The organism is Siminovitchia sp. FSL H7-0308 (genome assembly GCF_037980985.1).
GTDB lineage: Bacteria > Bacillota > Bacilli > Bacillales > Bacillaceae_C > Siminovitchia > Siminovitchia thermophila.
In genome coordinates this window covers 2,407,049-2,426,040 of sequence record NZ_CP150282.1, presented here as the reverse complement: position 1 = coordinate 2,426,040, position 18,992 = coordinate 2,407,049, and the positions used below count along the sequence as shown (strand labels likewise).

Sequence of the window (18,992 nt, the reverse complement as noted above, 5' to 3'; positions counted from 1 at the left end):
AGCTAATGCATACTAGGACCTTTTTCTGCCGAGCCCCATCGCATTTTCCATCTTCTTTAACATACGGTTGGCTTTTGCCCGCGCTTTTTCAGCTCCTTCATCCAAGATGTCATCGAGTTCCTTGGAATCAACCAATTCGCGGTATCTTTCCTGAATGGGCGTTAATGCCTGGAGGACGACCTCAGCCAAATCCGCTTTAAATTCCCCGTAGCCTTTGCCGGCATATTGGTTCTCAAGCTCTTCAATTGTTTTATTCCCCAAAATTGAATAAATGGCAAGCAGGTTCGAAACACCGGGTTTATTTTCGCGATCAAATTTTACCAAGCCATCAGAATCTGTAACGGCGCTTTTAATTTTCTTTTCAATTTGTTTCGGCTCGTCCAACAACGTGATAAAGGCTTTTTTATTTTGATCCGACTTGCTCATTTTTTTCGTTGGCTCCTGCAAGGACATAATTCTGGCCCCAACCTTTGGAATGCGCACGTCCGGAATCGTAAAAATGTCGTTGTATCTTCGGTTAAATCTTTCCGCAAGGTCGCGGGTTAATTCGAGATGCTGTTTTTGGTCTTCTCCAACAGGAACAAGGTGAGTGCCGTAAAGCAGAATATCGGCAGCCATTAAAGGCGGATATGTTAACAATCCGGCTGAGACGGCTTCTTTACCCGCTGATTTGTCTTTAAATTGTGTCATTCTTTCCAACTCGCCGATATATGCGATACATTGCAGCATCCAGCTTGCCTGCGCATGAGCGGGTACTTCTGATTGGATAAATAGCGTCGCTTTCTTATGGTCGAGCCCCGCAGCAATGTACAATGCGGCTAGGGAACGGATATTTTTTCTAAGCTCCAGACGGTCTTGCGGCACAGTAATTGCATGTTGGTCTACCACGCAAAAATAACAATCATATTCATGCTGGAGCTCTATAAACTGTTTAATGGCTCCCAGATAGTTGCCAAGCGTAATGACACCGCTGGGCTGAATACCAGAAAAAATCGTTTTCATCTTAAAATCCTCCTGTATACGCGAAAACCATTTTACCCGATCATGGGCGAAATGGTTTTTATAACAACTTTCTTGCGTATTCCATAATAAATGTTATATGTATTCGAAAAAACTTATGTTCTTATTATAACTTTTGGCCTGCTTACAATCAAGCCAACACAAGAACACCCAAAAAGAAAAGGAGGAAAAAAGGATTTCTTTCCATAGAAATTATTGCTAGAATAGGTAATGAATTTACCTTGGATGAAAGGCATCTGGGAAAAGGAGCGAACCATATTGAAAGTCAAAAAGATACTGGCAACTGCGGGGCTGATTGGAATGATTGCGTTACCGGCCCAGCCAGTTTCGGGTAAAGCATCTGATCAAGTACATACAAACCCGCAAAGACAACTGGCTGTTGAGTTGAAAACCGTTCCTGTGGACTCACCCCGCTTTGTGTATGATTCCGGCTTAAAGTTTGAATATCCCGACGCGGTCCGGGGAATTTATGTGACCGGTCATTCAGCAGGAGGAAGCCGTTTTAATGAGCTCGTTAAGTTGATAGAAACGACAGATTTAAACGCCATGGTTATCGACATAAAAGACGATTGGGGAAATGTGACATACAAAGCCGATAAAGATTCACCTTATGCAGGAATCGGCCAAAGTTATATAGAGAATCCAAGAGAAATGCTAAAAACAATGGAGGAGAAACAGATCTACCCCATTGCCAGAATTGTTGTGTTTAAAGATTCTCTGCTTGCGAAAAAAAGTCCCGACCTTTCTTTTCAACAAGGGGGGAAAGTCTGGGTCAACAACCGAAAGGAGGCATTCGTCAACCCGTTTTTAAAAGAAGTATGGGACTATAATGTGGGAATCGCCATAGAGGCGGCAAAGCTCGGATTTAAGGAGATTCAGTTTGACTATGTCCGTTTCCCGGAAGGATTTGAAAAGCGTGATCAACAGCTACAGTACGGGATGGGCGAATATGAAAATATGAAGGAAGACAACGTGCAAAAGCGCGTTCATGCTGTTACCGATTTTGTTGCCTATGCGCGGGAAAAACTAAAGCCATACGGTGCAAAAGTGTCCGTAGATATTTTTGGCTATACCGCAACACTTCCGGAGGCACCTGGAATCGGACAAAACTTCAGTAAAATATCCGAAAATGTAGATGTCATTTCCTCGATGATTTATCCAAGCCACTGGACGTCATACTTTGGAATCGCCAAACCTGATTTAGAGCCTTATAAACTTGTGCATGAATATGCAAAGGTGGAGAATGCAAAGTTATCCAAGTTGGAAAATCCTCCTGTTTCGCGCCCTTGGATTCAAGATTTTACGGCATCTTATTTGGGAAGCGGAAATTATAAAGTGTACGGAAAAGCGGAAGTTGAAGCCCAAATAAAGGCATTGTATGATTCAGGAATCAAAGAATTCCTGCTATGGAATGCGGGTAACACGTATACGAAAAACGTGGATTATACACCGGATCAATAATGTGACAGTTATTTACCCATATAAAATAAATCATTTTTATGTATGGAAATGGGGTGGATGGATAAATTATACAAAGAGAATGTTTAAAAGGTAATCAGAGGTGGTAATAAGAAATACATCCATATGTAACAGTTTAATGAAAAGGAGAGATACAGAGCGAAAAATTGCCAAAATCACCTATTATTTCTGCCGATATTAGTGTATAATACATAATAGAGAGTGTTTATTAAGATTAATTATAATATGGGTCTTTAGACGGGCCTTGCATATACAATTGTGCATTTCAATTTATGAATGGGAGTGTGGATGAACATGGTCACATTATACACCTCACCAAGTTGTACATCATGCCGGAAAGCGAGAACGTGGTTGGAAGAACAAAACATTCCATATGTTGAACGGAATATTTTTTCCGAACCTTTGAGCCTTGAGGAAATCAAGGAAATCTTGCGCATGACCGAAGACGGAACAGACGAGATTATCTCGACACGTTCTAAAGTTTTCCAAAAGCTCAATATAGATTTAGATTCTCTGCCGTTGCAGCAGCTTTACGATATTATTCAAAAAAACCCGGGCCTCCTTCGGCGCCCGATCATTCTTGATGAGAAAAGACTCCAGGTGGGCTACAATGAAGATGAAATTAGACGTTTTCTGCCTCGTAAGGTAAGAACGTATCAGCTTCGCCAAGCTCAGAAAATGGTGAATTAACACTGGTACCATGCAGGCTTACATGACAACACAGACTAACAAATGAACCCGACCTTCATGCGAAAGTATGGAGGTTTTTTTTATAAGGTGAACAGTACCATTTCAGTATGAATATTCGTACGATAAACTGGTGTACGACGATAAGCAACTTCTCCCTCCCATTATCGAAAGCTCGGCTTTTTTCACATGGCCATTTTTATGGGGGAGGAGATTCGGTGCGCTACGATACGTCCATGCTTATTCGAAGAAGTTTTGTTTAGTTTGTCGCAAAGCTACCTGAAGCTTATCTCTAATGGAGCACATGCATGAGACTTTAAAGCAAGCTGCTTGGCTCTTTTGCCGCCGTGCCTTCCCTTTTCTCTGCTCCAATGTGTAAGCCGCTGGCCGCAAGGGAATAAGGGAAGAGAAGGAGTGAAAGTCATCGGACGGCTGATGGTCTGCAAGTTGCTTCCATTTAGATGAATAAATATGCTTGATTTATCTTCATATATTGGTTAAGATAGGCGCAACATCATCTTGGGCGTTGCTAGGCATATGATGATTTATGAAATGGAAACATATTTTGTTTCCCTTTTCCATTTATTTATCATAAAATAAGAAGTACAAGGGGAAGACTATTACTTACTGTATTTAAGTCCTGATGGTTGGTCTCCGGGAAGTAAGATCCCTTCACCTTACTACCCTATTATAGAAGGGGGAGTTGTATGATGGAAATTGAACGCATTAACGAAAATACGGTGAAATTTTACATTTCATATGTCGATATAGAAGAAAGGGGCTTTGATCGCGAAGAGATATGGTACAATCGCGAAAAAAGTGAAGAGTTATTTTGGGAAATGATGGATGAAATTCATCATGAAGAGGAGTTTGTCCCAGAGGGGCCGCTCTGGATTCAAGTGCAAGCTTTGGACAAGGGCTTGGAGGTCCTCGTTACAAAAGCCCAGCTTTCCAAAGATGGCCAAAGGTTTGAATTGCCGATTCCGGATGACAAGCTTAAGGACTTGCCGATTGATGAAAGAATCGAGGAGTTTTTGGACCATCATCTTCATCTGAATCAATATGACCGTTCGGAAGATGACTTGCTCGAATTTGTTCTCCTCTTTAACGATTTTGATGATATCCTTGATTTGGCAAGAACGCAAACTACGAGTGATTTGGACACAAAGATTTTTTCATATGAAGGCAAATATTTCCTATATGTTAAGTTCCCGGATGAGGAATATGATGAAGAAGAAGTTGAAGACATGTTAAGTGTTCTTTTGGAATATGGGCATGAATCGTCCTTTACGATTCATCGTTTGCAAGAATACGGAAAACAAATCATCAGCCAAGACGTATTTGCCACATTAAATAAACATTTTTCCTAACTGAGCCGATTTCTTGCAGAAATCGGTTTTTTTATAGGTTGTACATGGAGTCGTCCAAGTTATAACAAATAAATAATACGATAATTTCGAAGAGGGAAGCCGTTTTATTTTTGTATCAAGTCGCTAAATAGTACAGAAAAATGTGAAAAACAAGGAAGATTTGCTCGCAGGCACTTTGATCTATTTTGAAGACAGTGTTTAATGGCCACTCGAAAAACTACTATTCTATCGAAAGCTTCGAAAACTTAAAAATTCGTTAGTATATTTTGCGATGAAATGAAGTGAAGGGAAAGGATATTGCCAGATGAAAGTGAGCAATTTTCATAATCATTGGACTTATGCTATAATGTTGAACAAATGGACTCCAACGTTTATTCGTCCATTTTTTAAGTCCAAAGAGTTGAAAGGAAGTGTTAATCTGTTCACAGCAGTTAATGAAAAGGGAATGGCGGTTAATCTTGCAGAGATGGAACGCCGTCATGTAGGTAAGTTGCGAAACATCCGCTTCTACTGCCCCGTTTGTAAAGAGCCCCTCGTCCTGAAGGCAGGATCTGTCCGTATTCCCCATTTTGCCCACCGTATCAAATCCCAATGCTTCACAACAGAACCCGAAAGCGCCCGACATCTCCAAGGAAAGAAAGATTTATTTCGATTTTGTCTTAAAAACGGCTATGAATCTACTTTAGAACAGTATCTCCCCGAAATTCAACAGCGTCCCGATGTTTTGGCCATTAGAAACGGGAGGCGCTATGCAATTGAGTACCAATGCACCCCCATTTCTATCCGTTCCATACAACAAAGGTCTGATCGTTACTTAAAGATCGGCATTACGCCCATATGGATTATCGGCGGTTATCCATTTGTGAAAAAACTGAAAAACTCCGTCTATGAGCTTACCGATTTTTATTGGTCCTTGACGAAAAGAACCGGTGCAGATATCACCTTAATCGGCTACGAACCTGTAGACAGCACCCTGTTTGTATTATCAAATTTGGCTCCTTTCACCTCCAAAAAAGTATTTGCCCGCCTGGAAAGTATCCCACTCAACAACTGTCGCATTCCTTTTTACATTCAAGACCAAACGGCTTCTTTTCCGTATCTACATTGGTTGAAGGAAAAGAACAAGTGGATTCAACAAAAAGTCAGATATGGAACAATTGTTCATGGAAGTTTTCTTAAAAACGTATATAAATCGGGGAATAATCCTTTTTTATTGCCGGCTGTATGCGGCCTCCCGGTTCCGTATATGGAAAGCTTTGCTTCCGCTCCGATGATCTGGCAGTTTTATGTTTGGATCGATTGTTTGCAAAAATTACCTTTTGGCAAAAAGATTTCTTTAAAATACGTCCTGTATAAACTTGGACGGCGGATCGATCGTGAAGATGTTCTTTTACGACAGTTGCCGTTTCACGACTATCGCAATTGGGAAAAGGCCGTCGCTTTTTACTTGCGGCTGCTCGTTCATTTGTCATATTTGCGAATTGCGGGGGAAGACTTATTTGTAAAGCGAAAAATGATCAACAGCTTGAAGCATACGGAAGATCGGACAGAGGAGGAATATATTTTTAAAGTTCTCATCAAAAGTTCCTACACAAACAAAATAAATAAAAAAAACAAGCAATGTTTCCTGTTTGGGGAGCAGGAAAAATGAATATTTAAATAGAATGATTATAACATGGGCGGAATTTCGCATTACAACTTGAATGGAGGATAACAGATGACAGAGGAGAATAACGTAAAAACTCTTCCAAGCCGATCGGAAGTGTCGGAAGAATTAACATGGAGATTAGAGGATATATTTGTGACGGATGAGGAGTGGGAAAAAGAGTATGCTGCCATCCAGCAAAAGATGAAAGAAGCGCAACAGTTTAAAGGGAAATTGGGCGAAAGTGCGGCAACATTGTATGAAGCGTTGCAATTTCAATCAAAACTGTCGGAACGGATGGGTAAACTTTATACATATGCTCATATGCGCAACGATCAGGATACGACGAATACACATTATCAAGGGATGAATGCCCGGGCGGAAAGTTTGTATTCACAATTAACCAGCGCTTTTTCATATATCGTTCCGGAAATACTCAATATCGAAAAGGAACAGCTTGCGCAAATTTTAAAAGAAGAACCGGCATTACAATTGTATGAGCATGCGCTAAACCGTATTAACCTGAAGCGCGGGCACGTGTTGGACGCAGAGCAGGAGGCGCTTCTTGCCGAAGCCTCGGAAGTAATGGGGGCATCAAGCACCACATTCAGCGTGTTAAACAACGCAGACCTTGAATTCCCGGTCATAAAGGACGAAGAAGGAAATGATGTGCAGCTTTCGCATGGAAATTACATTCGTTTTCTGGAGAGTCGGGATCGCTCCGTCAGAAAAGAAGCATTTATGAACGTGTACCGCACGTACGGAAAATTTAAGAATACATTTGCCAGTACTTTAAGCGGTTCTATCAAGCAGGATAACTTTTATGCCAAAGCGAGAAATTATCAAACGGCAAGGCAGGCAGCTTTGGCAGCCAACAACATTCCTGAAAAAGTATATGACAATCTTGTATCAACGATCAATAACAATCTGCACCTGTTGCAGCGCTATTTGAAGCTCCGCAAACAGATTTTGGGACTTGAACAGTTGCATATGTATGATTTATACGTACCGCTTGTAAAAGAAGTCGACATGAAAGTGACATACGAGGAAGCGAAAGACATTCTCCTTTCCGGCCTTATTCCTCTAGGAAAAGAGTATGTCGGGATCTTGCAAGCAGGATTTGAAAACCGCTGGGTGGATGTTGTGGAAAATAAGGGGAAACGAAGCGGTGCCTATTCTTCGGGCGCATATGGCACGAATCCTTATATCCTCATGAATTGGCAGGATAACGTCAACAACTTATTTACATTGGCACATGAATTCGGACACAGTGTGCACAGCTACTATACAAGAAAAAACCAGCCATATCCGTACGGCAATTACTCCATATTTGTCGCGGAAGTGGCTTCCACATGCAATGAAGCACTACTTGGAGATTATATGCAAAAAGCGACTGATGATAAACAGGAGCGTCTATATTTGATTAACCATTACTTGGAAGGCTTTCGTGGAACCGTTTTTCGCCAGACGATGTTTGCGGAATTTGAGCATTTAATCCACCAAAAAGCTCAAGAAGGGACTGCCTTAACCGCAGACTTCCTTACAAAACAATACTATGAATTAAACAAAAAATATTTTGGCGAGGACCATATCCATATTGACGAACAAATCGGGCTTGAATGGTCGAGAATCCCCCATTTTTACTATAATTATTACGTTTATCAATATGCTACAGGATTCAGCGCCGCAACTGCCTTAAGCAAACAAATATTGGAAGAAGGTGAAACAGCTGTCGGGCGATATATCAACTTTTTAAAAGCGGGCAACTCTGATTATCCGATCGAAGTGCTCAAACAGGCAGGGGTTGACATGACAACAACAGAGCCGATCGAAGCGGCATGTAAAGTGTTTGAAGAAAAACTGAATGAAATGGAACAACTGTTAATGTCCTAATACGCAAGTAGGATCAACAACGAGGCTAACTATATAAAGTCAATACTGTTATTGGTGAATTCCATCCATTTTCTAAGTGAAAATTAGGCATGACAAAAAAGCTCGATGATTCAAAAATGTAAATTAGGATCATCGAGCTTCTTTATAATCTTCATCAGTTTTCAATAATATACGAGGCCGGGACACAACTAAATCAGCTGATGAAAAAACGAACAATAAAGTGAAACTTCATTCAGTAGGGCTTCTACTGAATGTTAGTTGAACCAATCGGGCATTTAGGTGCCGTTATCTCCTACTTAGACATTTTGTATTCACTCAAGATTTTGATGTGGGAGTTTTACGGCACCTTACATGCGGGATAAAGTGAAACTTCATTCAGTAGGCGTTTTTTTCCATCTCCTACTGAATGTTAGTTGAACCAATCGGGCATTTAGGTGCCGTTATCTCCCACTTGGACCTTTTGTATTCACTCAAGATTTTGATGTGGGAGTTTTACGGCACCTTACATGCGGGATAAAGTGAAACTTCATTCAGTAGGCGTTTTTTTCCATCTCCTACTGAATGTTAGTTGAACCAATCGGGCATTTAGGTGCCGTTATCTCCTACTTAGACATTTTGTATTCACTCATGTTTTGAAGTGGGAGTCATACGGCACCTTACATGCGGGATAAAGTGAAACTTCATTCAGTAGTAGTTTTCTTCCATCTCCTACTGAATGTTAGTTGAACCAATCGGGCATTTAGGTGCCGTTATCTCCTACTTAGACATTTTGTATTCACTCAAGATTTTGAAGTGGGAGTTTTACGGCACCTTACATGCCGGATAAATTGTCCTAGTGTATCATACGCAAGCTTTTAGCGTCGTCAACATATGTGGACTCCTGCGGGAATAGCTCGAGCTGAAGATCACGCAGGAAAGCGACCTTTGCTTTCTGAGGAAGCTGAAGAGACCTGCGGAAACTGAAATATGTTGACGTAGTGATGATGGGGATTTTTTTACACAAATAAACCGAACAATTATAATGAATTGTTCGGTTTTTGCTTATGTCCCAGCCTCGTCGGCATTATGGTTATTGAAAGCCTTTAAATTTGTTGCGGTTATTCAAGTATGAAAAAAACACTAAAATGGAAAGGAATAAAATGGGAGAAGATATATACAGTGGTATTAACCGGATTAGAGCAAGCATTTGTACAGAAAAACTGATTAAAAAGAAAAGAATCATTCCGGCTATATATGCCTTTCGCATCTTTTGAAATCTCTCCTTTCAGTTATACGAGAGCTTATTTAGAGGAAGCGTCTGTTAACAATGAGTATTCATTGTTGTCCCATTTTATACGAAAAAAGAAAGGCCGTCTCGGCCTTCCTCGAAAGTAAAATATAAAACTTGCTTTGTCCTGCTCCGGGCAGGAAGTCTAGTACCGCGCGCAACCATCAAAGGAAGCAGCATGCCGTGAATCATACACGCCGGGCTTTTCGGAAGATGCGGCTATGAAAGGCGGCTAGCGCTGTTAGTTGCCGTCCTGTCTTGGTACGATTTGCAGCTGCGAAAGCTCTACATCTGTTTTCCTGCGATACATACGCCAGGCTCACCATTACCGATGCTCCGTAATGAACGAAGCGCTCCTATTGTTCATATGCAATATATTTCCAATAAGAACCGTTCTGTGTTTGAATTCTTTTCACTCTGCGCTGTAATTGCAGCTTTTTCATTTTTCTTTCGATTGTTTGGAAAGGCATATCATAGATCATGGCCAAATCCTGAGTGGATATCATCGGATTTGCGGATAAATAGAGCTCCAGCGGCGGAAGCTCTGTCGGCTGGACGTACCCGCCAAGCATCTCCGTTAAAATATGGACATAAATATCATATGAATACAGGCCGCTGATTTTAAGGCCTTCGTCCTCTATGCGCTCGTTGAAAAAGACGATAGCCGGCATTTCTGCCACATTCATCTCAGTAGCAATGATGACATCACACTGGAACGCTCTGGCCGCGCTCGATGAATACAGATCGCGCAGAAACTCTTTACAGTCCAGCCCCACATGATCCGCGCATTGTTCCAAAACATACAGGTCTGTAATATCCTCCTGTTCCATAAAAAGCAGTTCTTGAAGCCGACGCAGATAGCGTATTCCAGCCCTTTTTCCTTGCAATTCGGCTGCCTTGATGCTGATGGCGGCCAAATGGGGCATATGCTTCATTTTTTTGGAAGGAGTCGATGAGTTTGTCAGCTGTTCTTTTCGGTTGTTTAATTTACACGAATTTAAAGCCGTTAAATCGCCAGCTAATACATGCTTTATTGTGAAGTAATCTCCGTATTGTATTTGAAGTTTTTTTACAATGGGCGAAAGCATCCAGCAGTCCATACAAAACGGATCTACAAACACATACATTTCTACAGGCTTGTTTTGCATATATTTGGCTTTAAGTTCTTTCTGGGATTTCCATTCCATCACGGCACTTCACCTTGCACCTTATCAGGACTATTTACCATATGGTTGGCGGTCAATGCAAGCCGGGAAAAAAAGTGCTCCCGAATGGGACTATCGAGCTTTACCTCATCCATAGCGGCCGACATGCAAGACAACCAGGCCTTTGCCCTCCGTGGAGTAATTTCATGAGGCAGGTGCCGGGCACGCAACATGGGATGTCCGTGCTCTTCTGTATATAATGGAGGTCCCCCCAAGAATTGTGTTAAAAATTGCTTTTGTAATCTGGCTGTTTCGGTTAAGTCTTTAGGAAAAATGGGGATGAGTTCGGGATGATTTGCCACCCTGCGGTAAAAGGCGTCCACAAGGGAAGAAAGCTTTTTTTCCCCAATTGCGTCATACGGCGTCATGCGCTCTTCAACCATATGAATCGCTCCTTTTTCTAAAATGTATGTACATTGTAACAACGTGTAAAAAATAACTCAAATAAATAGCCTTTTTGGAAAAAAAGGGAATTGAAATAAATAAAACCCCCGTGTAAAGGAACAGGGGTTTAACTGTAAAATGATTCGGTTACTTTTCTTACATAATTTTGTGTTTCTTTAAATGGGGGGATACCTCCATATTTGTCGACGTTTCCGGGTCCCGCGTTATAAGCTGCCAAAGCGAGCTGTATATTTCCATTATATTTATCCAGCATGTTGCGGATGTACTTGCTGCCGCCCATAATATTTTCCAAAGGATCGAATATATTCTTAATGCCCAGGCCGCGGGCGGTTGCGGGCATCAACTGCATCAATCCGGAAGCGCCCGCTTTGCTCACCGCGTTCGGATTAAAATTGGATTCATGGCGAATAATGGACTTAATCAGCTTTGGCGGGAGATTATATTTATTTGCCGCGGCGTCAATCATTCCTTCCAAGCTGTTTATGTGCTTCATGTCAACCGCTGGCAGCGGTTTGTTTGTTTTCGTCTGCACTTGATTCTGAGCCAATGAATGAATGAGGCCAAGCGTGTTCATTTTTTCGGGATTCTTCGCCGCTTCAGCCATCACATTGTTTATAGCTTCCCCAAGCAAACTGCTGAACGCCTCGGTTGAATCTTGTAGCATGTGGTTGGCCGTTTGTGTTGTCAATCTTCTCAGTGTCTGCAATTCCATTAACAAATTTATTTCACCAAGCTTGTTCAAGCCTATTCACTCCAAATATGTAAATTTCGCATCATAAAGTCTCTTAATTTTATTATCGGCTTTCTTAGTAGGAATGTTAAGTTCGTTTAGTAATTGGAAGAAATTTTTTTTCCCTTCATCTATTTTGCCTTCAGGAATTTCGTATTCCACTTCAAAATCTTCTCTCCCCAAGTACAGACTATGGTCAAATTGCAGGCATCCTGGACCAAATGGCCTTTCCGCCCGTCTCGTCTCAAGCGAACCGAAACAGATGAGCCAGTTGGGATTAATATCAATTGCCGCTAATTCTGCTTTCACTTCGCCTTCGGGGAACATTTGTTTATGTAAGCATGCATTGGCTTCAGCGGGTGATATCTCTTGATTGATTTCCAGCAGTCCAATCGTCTCTGTTTTCTTTTTTAATGTCAGTTCATAAAGGTGATCCCTGTTTCTGATTCTCAGTGCCGCCGCCTTTTGTTTCAGCAAAAATGTATCCGTATCAAAGTAATGATTCACCTGTTTGGCAAAGTCATCCCTTGTTATGTGAAAAACGCTTAGCAGTAATTCAAAATGTTCTTTTGTGACCATGTTTTTAAATTCGATTTCAATATGTCTTCCCAAAGTTTCATCGTCCTTTCCATGTCTATGTTTTATTATGTGCTGTTTGCCCGGGTTGTCAATGTTCAGTAACAGGGCTTTGTGCTAAAATGGGTTCATGTAATGAGAATCAGTGTCTGTTTTTAGAGGTGAATTGCATTGAATCAGTGGGACCAATTTTTATCTCCATATAAACAAGCCGTTGATGAGTTAAAGATTAAATTAAAAGGGATGAGGGCACAATTTGTCGGAGAACATATTCATTCTCCTATTGAATTTGTTACCGGGAGGGTAAAACCCGTCGCAAGTATTCTTGTTAAAGCGAATTTGAAAAACATCCCTTTGGAAAAGATAGAAACGGAAATGCAGGACATTGCGGGTTTGCGCATCATGTGCCAATTTGTCGATGACATTAAGACGGTCGTGCACTTACTTAGACAAAGAAACGATTTTCGAATCGTAGAGGAAAGAAATTATATTTCCAATAAAAAACCGAGCGGATACCGTTCATATCATGTCGTGATTGAATATCCCGTTGAAACGATCAATGGCGAGAAGAAAATTTTGGCGGAGATTCAAATCAGAACATTGGCCATGAATTTTTGGGCAACAATCGAACATTCACTCAACTATAAATATCAGGGGGAGATTCCCGAAGACATTAAAATAAGGTTGCAAAAAGCCGCCGAAGCTGCATTTCGTCTTGATGAACAAATGTCGCAAATTAAAGAAGAAGTTCAAGAAGCGCAAGTATATTTTACAAAAAACAAAGAAGTTTTTGAACGGACTGACAGAAATTAACTTGGAGAGGGTGGAGACGTTTGAGATTCACAGTCATGTCAAAAGGAGATTCGACTTCAAATGCATTAATGCAAAAGATGATTACATATTTACAGGATTTTGAGCTGATCTATGATGAAGAGCAACCGGATATCGTCATTTCGGTCGGTGGTGACGGGACCCTTTTACATGCATTTCACCGCTACAGTTCACGGTTAGATAAAACGGCTTTTGTCGGGGTACATACCGGCCACCTCGGATTTTACGCAGATTGGCTTCCGGAAGAAATTGAAAAACTGGTGATCGCCATTGCCAAAACCCCCTACCAGGTAGTGGAGTATCCGCTCCTTGAAGTGATCATACGTTACAGGCATGGAGGAAAAGAGACGAAGTATCTCGGATTAAACGAATCAACCGTGAAAAGCATGGAAGGAACGCTCGTAATGGATGTGGAAATCCGGGGGGAACACTTTGAGCGGTTCCGCGGCGACGGTCTTTGTGTATCAACCCCATCCGGAAGCACGGCGTACAATAAAGCGCTCGGTGGAGCTATTATCCACCCGACGTTGCACGCCATCCAGTTGGCCGAAATGGCATCGATTAACAACCGGGTATTCCGGACAGTCGGCTCTCCGCTTATTTTACCGGCGCACCATACGTTAATGTTAAAACCGGTCAATACGAATGACTTTCATGTTACGATCGATCATTTAACGGTCATGCACCGGGATGTGAAATCAATTCAATTCCGAGTCGCTGATGAAAAAGTGCGCTTTGCACGTTTTCGCCCCTTTCCTTTTTGGAAGAGAGTGCATGATTCGTTTATTTCAGACGAAGGATGAGCTAACACGATATGCGACAATATAAGCTAAGCTGGATCGTGAAAAGCAGCGAAAATGAAAAAACAATTAAACAGTTTTTAGTGGAAAAACAGATCTCGCGGAGAGCCCTGACCAAAATAAAATTTCAAGGCGGCTCCATTAAAGTAAACGGGATAGAGAAAAATGTCCGTTACGTGTTGAAGTTTGGAGATAGGCTTGAGGTGGAATTTCCGGAGGAAGCCAAAAACGAACAACTCACAAAAGAAAACATTCCTCTTGACATCCTTTATGAAGACAGGGACCTTTTGGTCGTCAATAAGCCGCCCCAAATGAACACGATACCTTCCAGAGAACATCCGGGAGGCAGTATTGCCAATGCACTGGCTTATTATTATGAACAAAAGGGGATATCAGCCGCCGTTCATATTGTGACGAGACTTGATCGAAATACATCCGGCTTGTTACTCGTGGCAAAGCATCGGCATGCGCATCATTTATGTAGCATTTTACAACAGAAAAACGAAATCGCCCGATCATATGAGGGCGTTGCTTCAGGTGTCTTTAGCAAGAAGGAGGATGTCATTGATGCCCCGATTGGGAGAAAGCTTTCCAGCATTATCGAACGTGAAGTAAGAGATGACGGAAAGCGGGCGGTAACAAAATACGAAGTATTACAACAGTTCCATGACGCGGCGCATGTGAAAATATGGCTGGAAACGGGACGGACCCATCAAATAAGAGTCCATTTTTCTTACATAGGCCATCCGCTGTTGGGGGATGAACTATATGGAGGGCCGACAGATTTGATGAAGCGGCAGGCGCTTCATTGCAGTGAATTGCGGTTTTTTCATCCCTTTTTACATAAGGAACTACACTTTAATGCGCCGCTTCCTCTTGATCTAAAACAAGTGCTTCATTTACTGGAATAGGCTTACTCGTCAAATGTCTGGAATTTTTCTTTTACAAAAGGCATCGTTGACGGAACGGAAACAGTTGTCATTTCGGGATACCGAAATGCTGTTAATGCTCCCCCAAAAACAGCGCCGGTGTCAATATTGATGGTGTTTCCGACCATGCGCGGTGTATGGACCGGCGTATGGCCATAGACGATAAAGGGTTTTCCCGTATATGATTTGGCCCAGTCTCGGCGGACAGGCATTCCGTCAGGAAGAACTTCGCCGGTAATATCTCCGTAAAGCACAAATGTTTTGACCTTATTGTTCGACTTGCCGATCATTTCTTCTTTAATACCGGCATGGGCAATCACGAGATTTCCGTCAGCCAATACTTGATAAAGCGGGGCATTTTCATATAATTCCATGAACTTTTTTTTATAAAGAAGTCTTTTTTCCGTAGAAAGGCTGTTTAATTCGGCCACCGTCGTTTCCAAACCATGAGCTATTTTTACATTTCTCCCCAGAAAATAGCGGTATAGTTTGTTACAATGATTGCCTGGAACATAATAGGCTTTATGATCTTTCCGTAGCCCCCAAACTGTATCAATTACTTTTAAAGAATCGGGTCCCCGATCAGCCAGGTCTCCGACAAAGCCCAGGACTCGCTCCGGATGAACGGGCTTGTCATTTCTCCATGTATAACCAAGGTGTTCAGTAAGATTTTTTAATTCTCTGTAACAGCCATGAATATCGCCTATAATATCGATTTTCACCTGCATCACCTTTCTTTACATCATAAATTGTAACGAACAGAAATGATTTATTGCAAAAAAATAAATGATATAAGCGACAATTGATAAAAGATTTGTTAGGATAATGAATACGAATGGGAGAGGAGGCGTGTCGACAATGGAACTACATGATGACGAAAGGGAACAAATAAACGAAGAGTTGCTGCTGCATGCTCTCGCAAAGAATGATATTAAGCAGTTCAGGGAAAACTTCCTAAAACTGCATCCGTACGACCAGGCAAAGTTTTTTATGAAAATTGAATTCGACGATCGGCTGAACATCTATTATTTCTTATCACCGAAAGAAGTGGCGGATTTCTTTGAAGTTCTTGATATAGAAGACCAGGAATATAAAGATATTTTGGCTGAGATGGAACCAAATTATGCTGCCGACATGCTTTCCTTCATGTACACCGATAATGCGGTAGATGTGTTAAATAAGCTTGATAAACGCCAGGCAGTCAGCTATTTAACGATTATGAACAAGGAAAGCGCGCAAGAGATCAAAAATCTTCTGCATTATGAAGAATCTACCGCCGGAAGTATTATGACGACGGAATTTATTGCCATTTCCGCCAATCAAACGGTCCGTTCGGCCATGCATATTTTAAAAAATGAAGCACCTACTGCCGAGACGATTTATTATGTCTATGTTGTCGATGATGACCATCGGCTCGTCGGAGTCATTTCTCTTCGTGACCTGATCATCAGTAATGACGATGCGATGATAGCCGATATGATGTCCGACCGTGTCGTATCTACGACTGTCGATGAAAACCAGGAATCCGCCGCGAAGCAAATGAGGGATTATGATTTGTTGGCACTGCCAGTTGTCGATTTTCAAAATCATTTATTAGGGATTATTACCGTTGATGATATCATTGACGTTATTGATGAGGAAGCGTCTGACGACTACTCTAAACTCGCGGGTGTATTTGATGTTGACACCGTTGATAAAAGTCCATTTACCGCAGCGAGAAAACGACTTCCTTGGCTGATCATCCTGCTGTTTCTCGGTATGTTTACAGCGAGTCTTATCGGCAGGTTTGAAGCGACATTGAATGAGGTTTCCATTTTAGCCGTATTTATTCCATTGATCGCTGGAATGGCCGGAAATACGGGGACCCAGGCTTTGGCTGTCGCCGTTAGGGGAATTGCCACTGGTGAATTGGAAGAAGAAAGCAGGTGGAAGCTTGTACTGCGGGAAGCGGGAACAGGCCTGATTACCGGTTCTATTTGCGGTATTATGGTTTCCATTATCGTATATCTTTGGAAAGGGGAACTGTTTCTTGGTTTTTTGGTGGGGGTCTCCATTCTGGCTTCTTTATTTGTTGCCACCTTGGCAGGTTCCCTTGTTCCTCTTTTGATGCATAAGTTAAAAATTGATCCCGCCGTTGCATCGGGACCATTTATTACAACGATGAACGATATTACATCAATCTTGATTTATTTTGGCTTGGCGACGTTATTCATGGGCTATCTCGTCCATTAATGCTTGAAGCGGGGTGTGAATATATGGAAAATGAATCTTCTTTGCTTTCTCTCGTCATTGTCCTGTTGGTCGCTTTTTTTACTCCGCTTCTGCTCCACCGTTTGCGGCTCTTTTTTATTCCGGTCGTGATCGCTGAAATCGTTATGGGGCTGATTATCGGAAAAAGTGGATTTAATTTGATTCAGCATGATATGTGGCTGGACACGCTATCTGTATTGGGCTTTATCTTTTTAATGTTTTTAAGCGGTTTGGAAATCGATTTTTCTGCTTTTAAAGGAAATCAGCATAAGGAACTGGCGAACGGAAAGAAGGAACCCAACCGCTTGGCGGTTTCCTTCACTGTTTTTATAGGCATTTTCCTTATTTCGCTGTTGCTAGCGTTTATCATGAAAATGGCCGGGTTGATGGAAAATGTCTTTCTCATGACGTTGATCATCTCCACGATTTCCCTCGGTGTCGTTGTACCCACTCTAAAAGAAGCGAATCTAATGAAGACAAGCATTGGCCAAATCATTCTGCTGATAGCGGTCATTGCGGACCTTGTCACGATGATTTTATTGTCTGTTTTCGTTTCACTGTCAAGTGAAGGCGGCGGCCAAATGTGGCTTCTGCTTATTTTGTTTGCCACGGGGGTTTTCTTTTACTTTATCGGCGCCCGTTTTAAGAATAAATATGTCATCCCGCGCCTTTCAAGGGGAACAGTGCAGATCGGGACGCGGGCAGTATTTACGCTCATTATCGTGTTGGTCGCATTATCTGAGTCGGTAGGGGCGGAAAATATTTTGGGGGCTTTTATCGCGGGAACCCTTGTTTCTTTGCTTAACCCGAACAAGACGATGGTTCGGCAGTTGGATTCCTTCGGATATGGATTTTTTATTCCCATATTTTTTGTCATGGTGGGAGTAGACCTTGATTTATGGACTTTGTTGAACAATAAAGATATGCTTTTATTGATTCCGCTTTTACTCCTTGCACTATTTATATCTAAATTTATCCCGGTGCTGTTTTTAAAGCGTTGGCTTGATACAAAAACTGTCGTAGCGTCTTCTTTTTTACTAACGTCGACATTATCCTTAGTCATTGCGGCCGCAAAAATCGCGGAACGAATGAATGTCATTTCGCATGAAATGAGCGGAACTTTGATATTGGTAGCGGTTATTTCATGCATTGTAACACCTATTTTATTCAAAAAATGGCTTCCGAAAGAAAACGGGGAAGAAAGAAAAACACGCGTCGTATTTATAGGTGCCAACCAGCTTACCTTGGCGGTTTCAAAAGAATTAAACAGATCTTTGTATGACCTTTCACTCATTCATAAGAAAGTTGAAAAAGCAGACTCACAAACGACTAATTCTGTTTTTGACATTCATGAAGTGGAAGGATACGATGAGGACATTCTGCAACAAGAGGGAGTATTCGAAGCGGACATTCTTTTTATCTCAACAGGAGATGAAGAGTTGAATGCTGTCATCGCCATGGCGGCAAAGGAGCGGGGGGTAGAAAGGGTCATCGCCAGAATTGAAACCCCTGATCTGGGCAAGCCGTTGGCAGAACAGGACATTGAAATATTTTCAACGATCCTTTCGACAACCGCTTTAGTCAAAGCGTTAATTGAATCGGCTAATATCGCCAAAATCATGACAAATCAGGATACGGCCTTACATGAGATTCAGATGCTGAATCCGCATTACCATAAGATGACTTTACGGGAATTTCCGTTTACGGGGGATGTTATTATCGTCCGAATCTTCAGGGGAGTCGATTCCATTGTTCCCCACGGCGATACGGAGCTGCTTATGAACGACCGCCTTGTTGTGACCGGCTCTCCCCAATATGTGGAAGAATTAACTCGTGAACTTCAATTTAAGGAATAATATCTTTACAGAATAAAAAGCGCTCATGTATGATTAGTACTAGGTGCTA

The 18,992-nt window shown here is 41.8% G+C and carries 16 protein-coding genes; 10 read left to right on the top strand and 6 right to left on the bottom strand.

The annotated features are described in order from the left end of the window. Nucleotides 1–12: 12 nt before the first annotated feature. Nucleotides 13–1,002, bottom strand: a complete 990-nt coding sequence (gene trpS, locus MHB50_RS11570) for a tryptophan--tRNA ligase (protein WP_077112393.1) — start codon at nucleotides 1,000–1,002, stop codon at nucleotides 13–15. 276 nt (nucleotides 1,003–1,278) lie between these two features. Between trpS and MHB50_RS11565 the strand changes: the two genes are divergently transcribed. The 5 genes from MHB50_RS11565 to pepF all read left to right on the top strand — a co-directional run bounded on the left by MHB50_RS11565 (nucleotide 1,279) and on the right by pepF (nucleotide 8,094). After that, entirely contained in the window at nucleotides 1,279–2,481 is a 1,203-nt protein-coding gene (locus MHB50_RS11565; RefSeq protein WP_236017177.1) for a putative glycoside hydrolase, read from the top strand. Between the two features lie 312 nt (nucleotides 2,482–2,793). Then, entirely contained in the window at nucleotides 2,794–3,189 is a 396-nt protein-coding gene (gene spxA, locus MHB50_RS11560) for a transcriptional regulator SpxA (RefSeq protein ID WP_077112395.1), read from the top strand. Between the two features lie 707 nt (nucleotides 3,190–3,896). After that, complete coding sequence (gene mecA, locus MHB50_RS11555) at nucleotides 3,897–4,556, top strand: adaptor protein MecA (protein WP_340085334.1); 660 nt, start codon at nucleotides 3,897–3,899, stop codon at nucleotides 4,554–4,556. Nucleotides 4,557–4,860: 304 nt separating this feature from the next. Beyond that, complete coding sequence (locus tag MHB50_RS11550) at nucleotides 4,861–6,207, top strand: competence protein CoiA family protein (RefSeq protein WP_077112397.1); 1,347 nt, start codon at nucleotides 4,861–4,863, stop codon at nucleotides 6,205–6,207. A 66-nt stretch (nucleotides 6,208–6,273) separates the two neighbouring features. Further along, nucleotides 6,274–8,094: an oligoendopeptidase F gene (pepF, locus tag MHB50_RS11545; RefSeq protein WP_077112399.1), complete on the top strand. Its 1,821-nt coding sequence runs from the start codon at nucleotides 6,274–6,276 to the stop codon at nucleotides 8,092–8,094. A 1,623-nt stretch (nucleotides 8,095–9,717) separates the two neighbouring features. Here pepF and MHB50_RS11540 read toward each other — a convergent pair. The 4 genes from MHB50_RS11540 to MHB50_RS11525 form a co-directional block, all read right to left on the bottom strand. Continuing rightward, on the bottom strand, nucleotides 9,718–10,548 hold the full coding sequence (locus MHB50_RS11540; RefSeq protein ID WP_077110296.1) for a ClpXP adapter SpxH family protein: 831 nt from the start codon (nucleotides 10,546–10,548) through the stop codon (nucleotides 9,718–9,720). Continuing rightward, entirely contained in the window at nucleotides 10,548–10,949 is a 402-nt protein-coding gene (locus MHB50_RS11535) for a globin (RefSeq protein ID WP_077110295.1), read from the bottom strand. The genes MHB50_RS11540 and MHB50_RS11535 overlap by 1 nt, the downstream gene beginning before the upstream one ends. A gap of 128 nt (nucleotides 10,950–11,077) precedes the next feature. Next, entirely contained in the window at nucleotides 11,078–11,713 is a 636-nt protein-coding gene (locus MHB50_RS11530; protein ID WP_236017173.1) for a lytic transglycosylase domain-containing protein, read from the bottom strand. Nucleotides 11,714–11,719: 6 nt separating this feature from the next. Beyond that, entirely contained in the window at nucleotides 11,720–12,313 is a 594-nt protein-coding gene (locus MHB50_RS11525; RefSeq protein WP_077110294.1) for a CYTH domain-containing protein, read from the bottom strand. 135 nt (nucleotides 12,314–12,448) lie between these two features. Between MHB50_RS11525 and MHB50_RS11520 the strand changes: the two genes are divergently transcribed. The 3 genes from MHB50_RS11520 to MHB50_RS11510 are packed head-to-tail and all read left to right on the top strand — an operon-like array spanning nucleotide 12,449 to nucleotide 14,819. Further along, complete coding sequence (locus tag MHB50_RS11520; protein ID WP_077110293.1) at nucleotides 12,449–13,090, top strand: GTP pyrophosphokinase family protein; 642 nt, start codon at nucleotides 12,449–12,451, stop codon at nucleotides 13,088–13,090. Nucleotides 13,091–13,110: 20 nt separating this feature from the next. Then, on the top strand, nucleotides 13,111–13,911 hold the full coding sequence (locus MHB50_RS11515) for an NAD kinase (protein WP_077110292.1): 801 nt from the start codon (nucleotides 13,111–13,113) through the stop codon (nucleotides 13,909–13,911). A gap of 11 nt (nucleotides 13,912–13,922) precedes the next feature. After that, nucleotides 13,923–14,819 carry an RluA family pseudouridine synthase gene (locus MHB50_RS11510; RefSeq protein WP_077110291.1) on the top strand — a complete coding sequence of 299 codons (897 nt, stop codon included), beginning with the start codon at nucleotides 13,923–13,925 and terminating at the stop codon, nucleotides 14,817–14,819. A gap of 2 nt (nucleotides 14,820–14,821) precedes the next feature. On the opposite strand, the gene prpE is transcribed toward MHB50_RS11510, so the two are convergent. Then, nucleotides 14,822–15,559, bottom strand: a complete 738-nt coding sequence (gene prpE, locus MHB50_RS11505) for a bis(5'-nucleosyl)-tetraphosphatase PrpE (protein ID WP_077110290.1) — start codon at nucleotides 15,557–15,559, stop codon at nucleotides 14,822–14,824. Nucleotides 15,560–15,695: 136 nt separating this feature from the next. On the opposite strand from prpE, the gene mgtE reads away from it, so the two are divergent. Then, the gene (gene mgtE / locus MHB50_RS11500) at nucleotides 15,696–17,069 is read left to right on the top strand and encodes a magnesium transporter (protein ID WP_077110289.1); all 1,374 of its coding nucleotides are present in this window, start codon (nucleotides 15,696–15,698) and stop codon (nucleotides 17,067–17,069) included. Between the two features lie 23 nt (nucleotides 17,070–17,092). After that, nucleotides 17,093–18,943 (top strand): monovalent cation:proton antiporter family protein, encoded by a 1,851-nt coding sequence (locus tag MHB50_RS11495; RefSeq protein WP_340083820.1) that lies wholly within the window; start codon nucleotides 17,093–17,095, stop codon nucleotides 18,941–18,943. The last annotated feature ends 49 nt before the right edge of the window (nucleotides 18,944–18,992 follow it).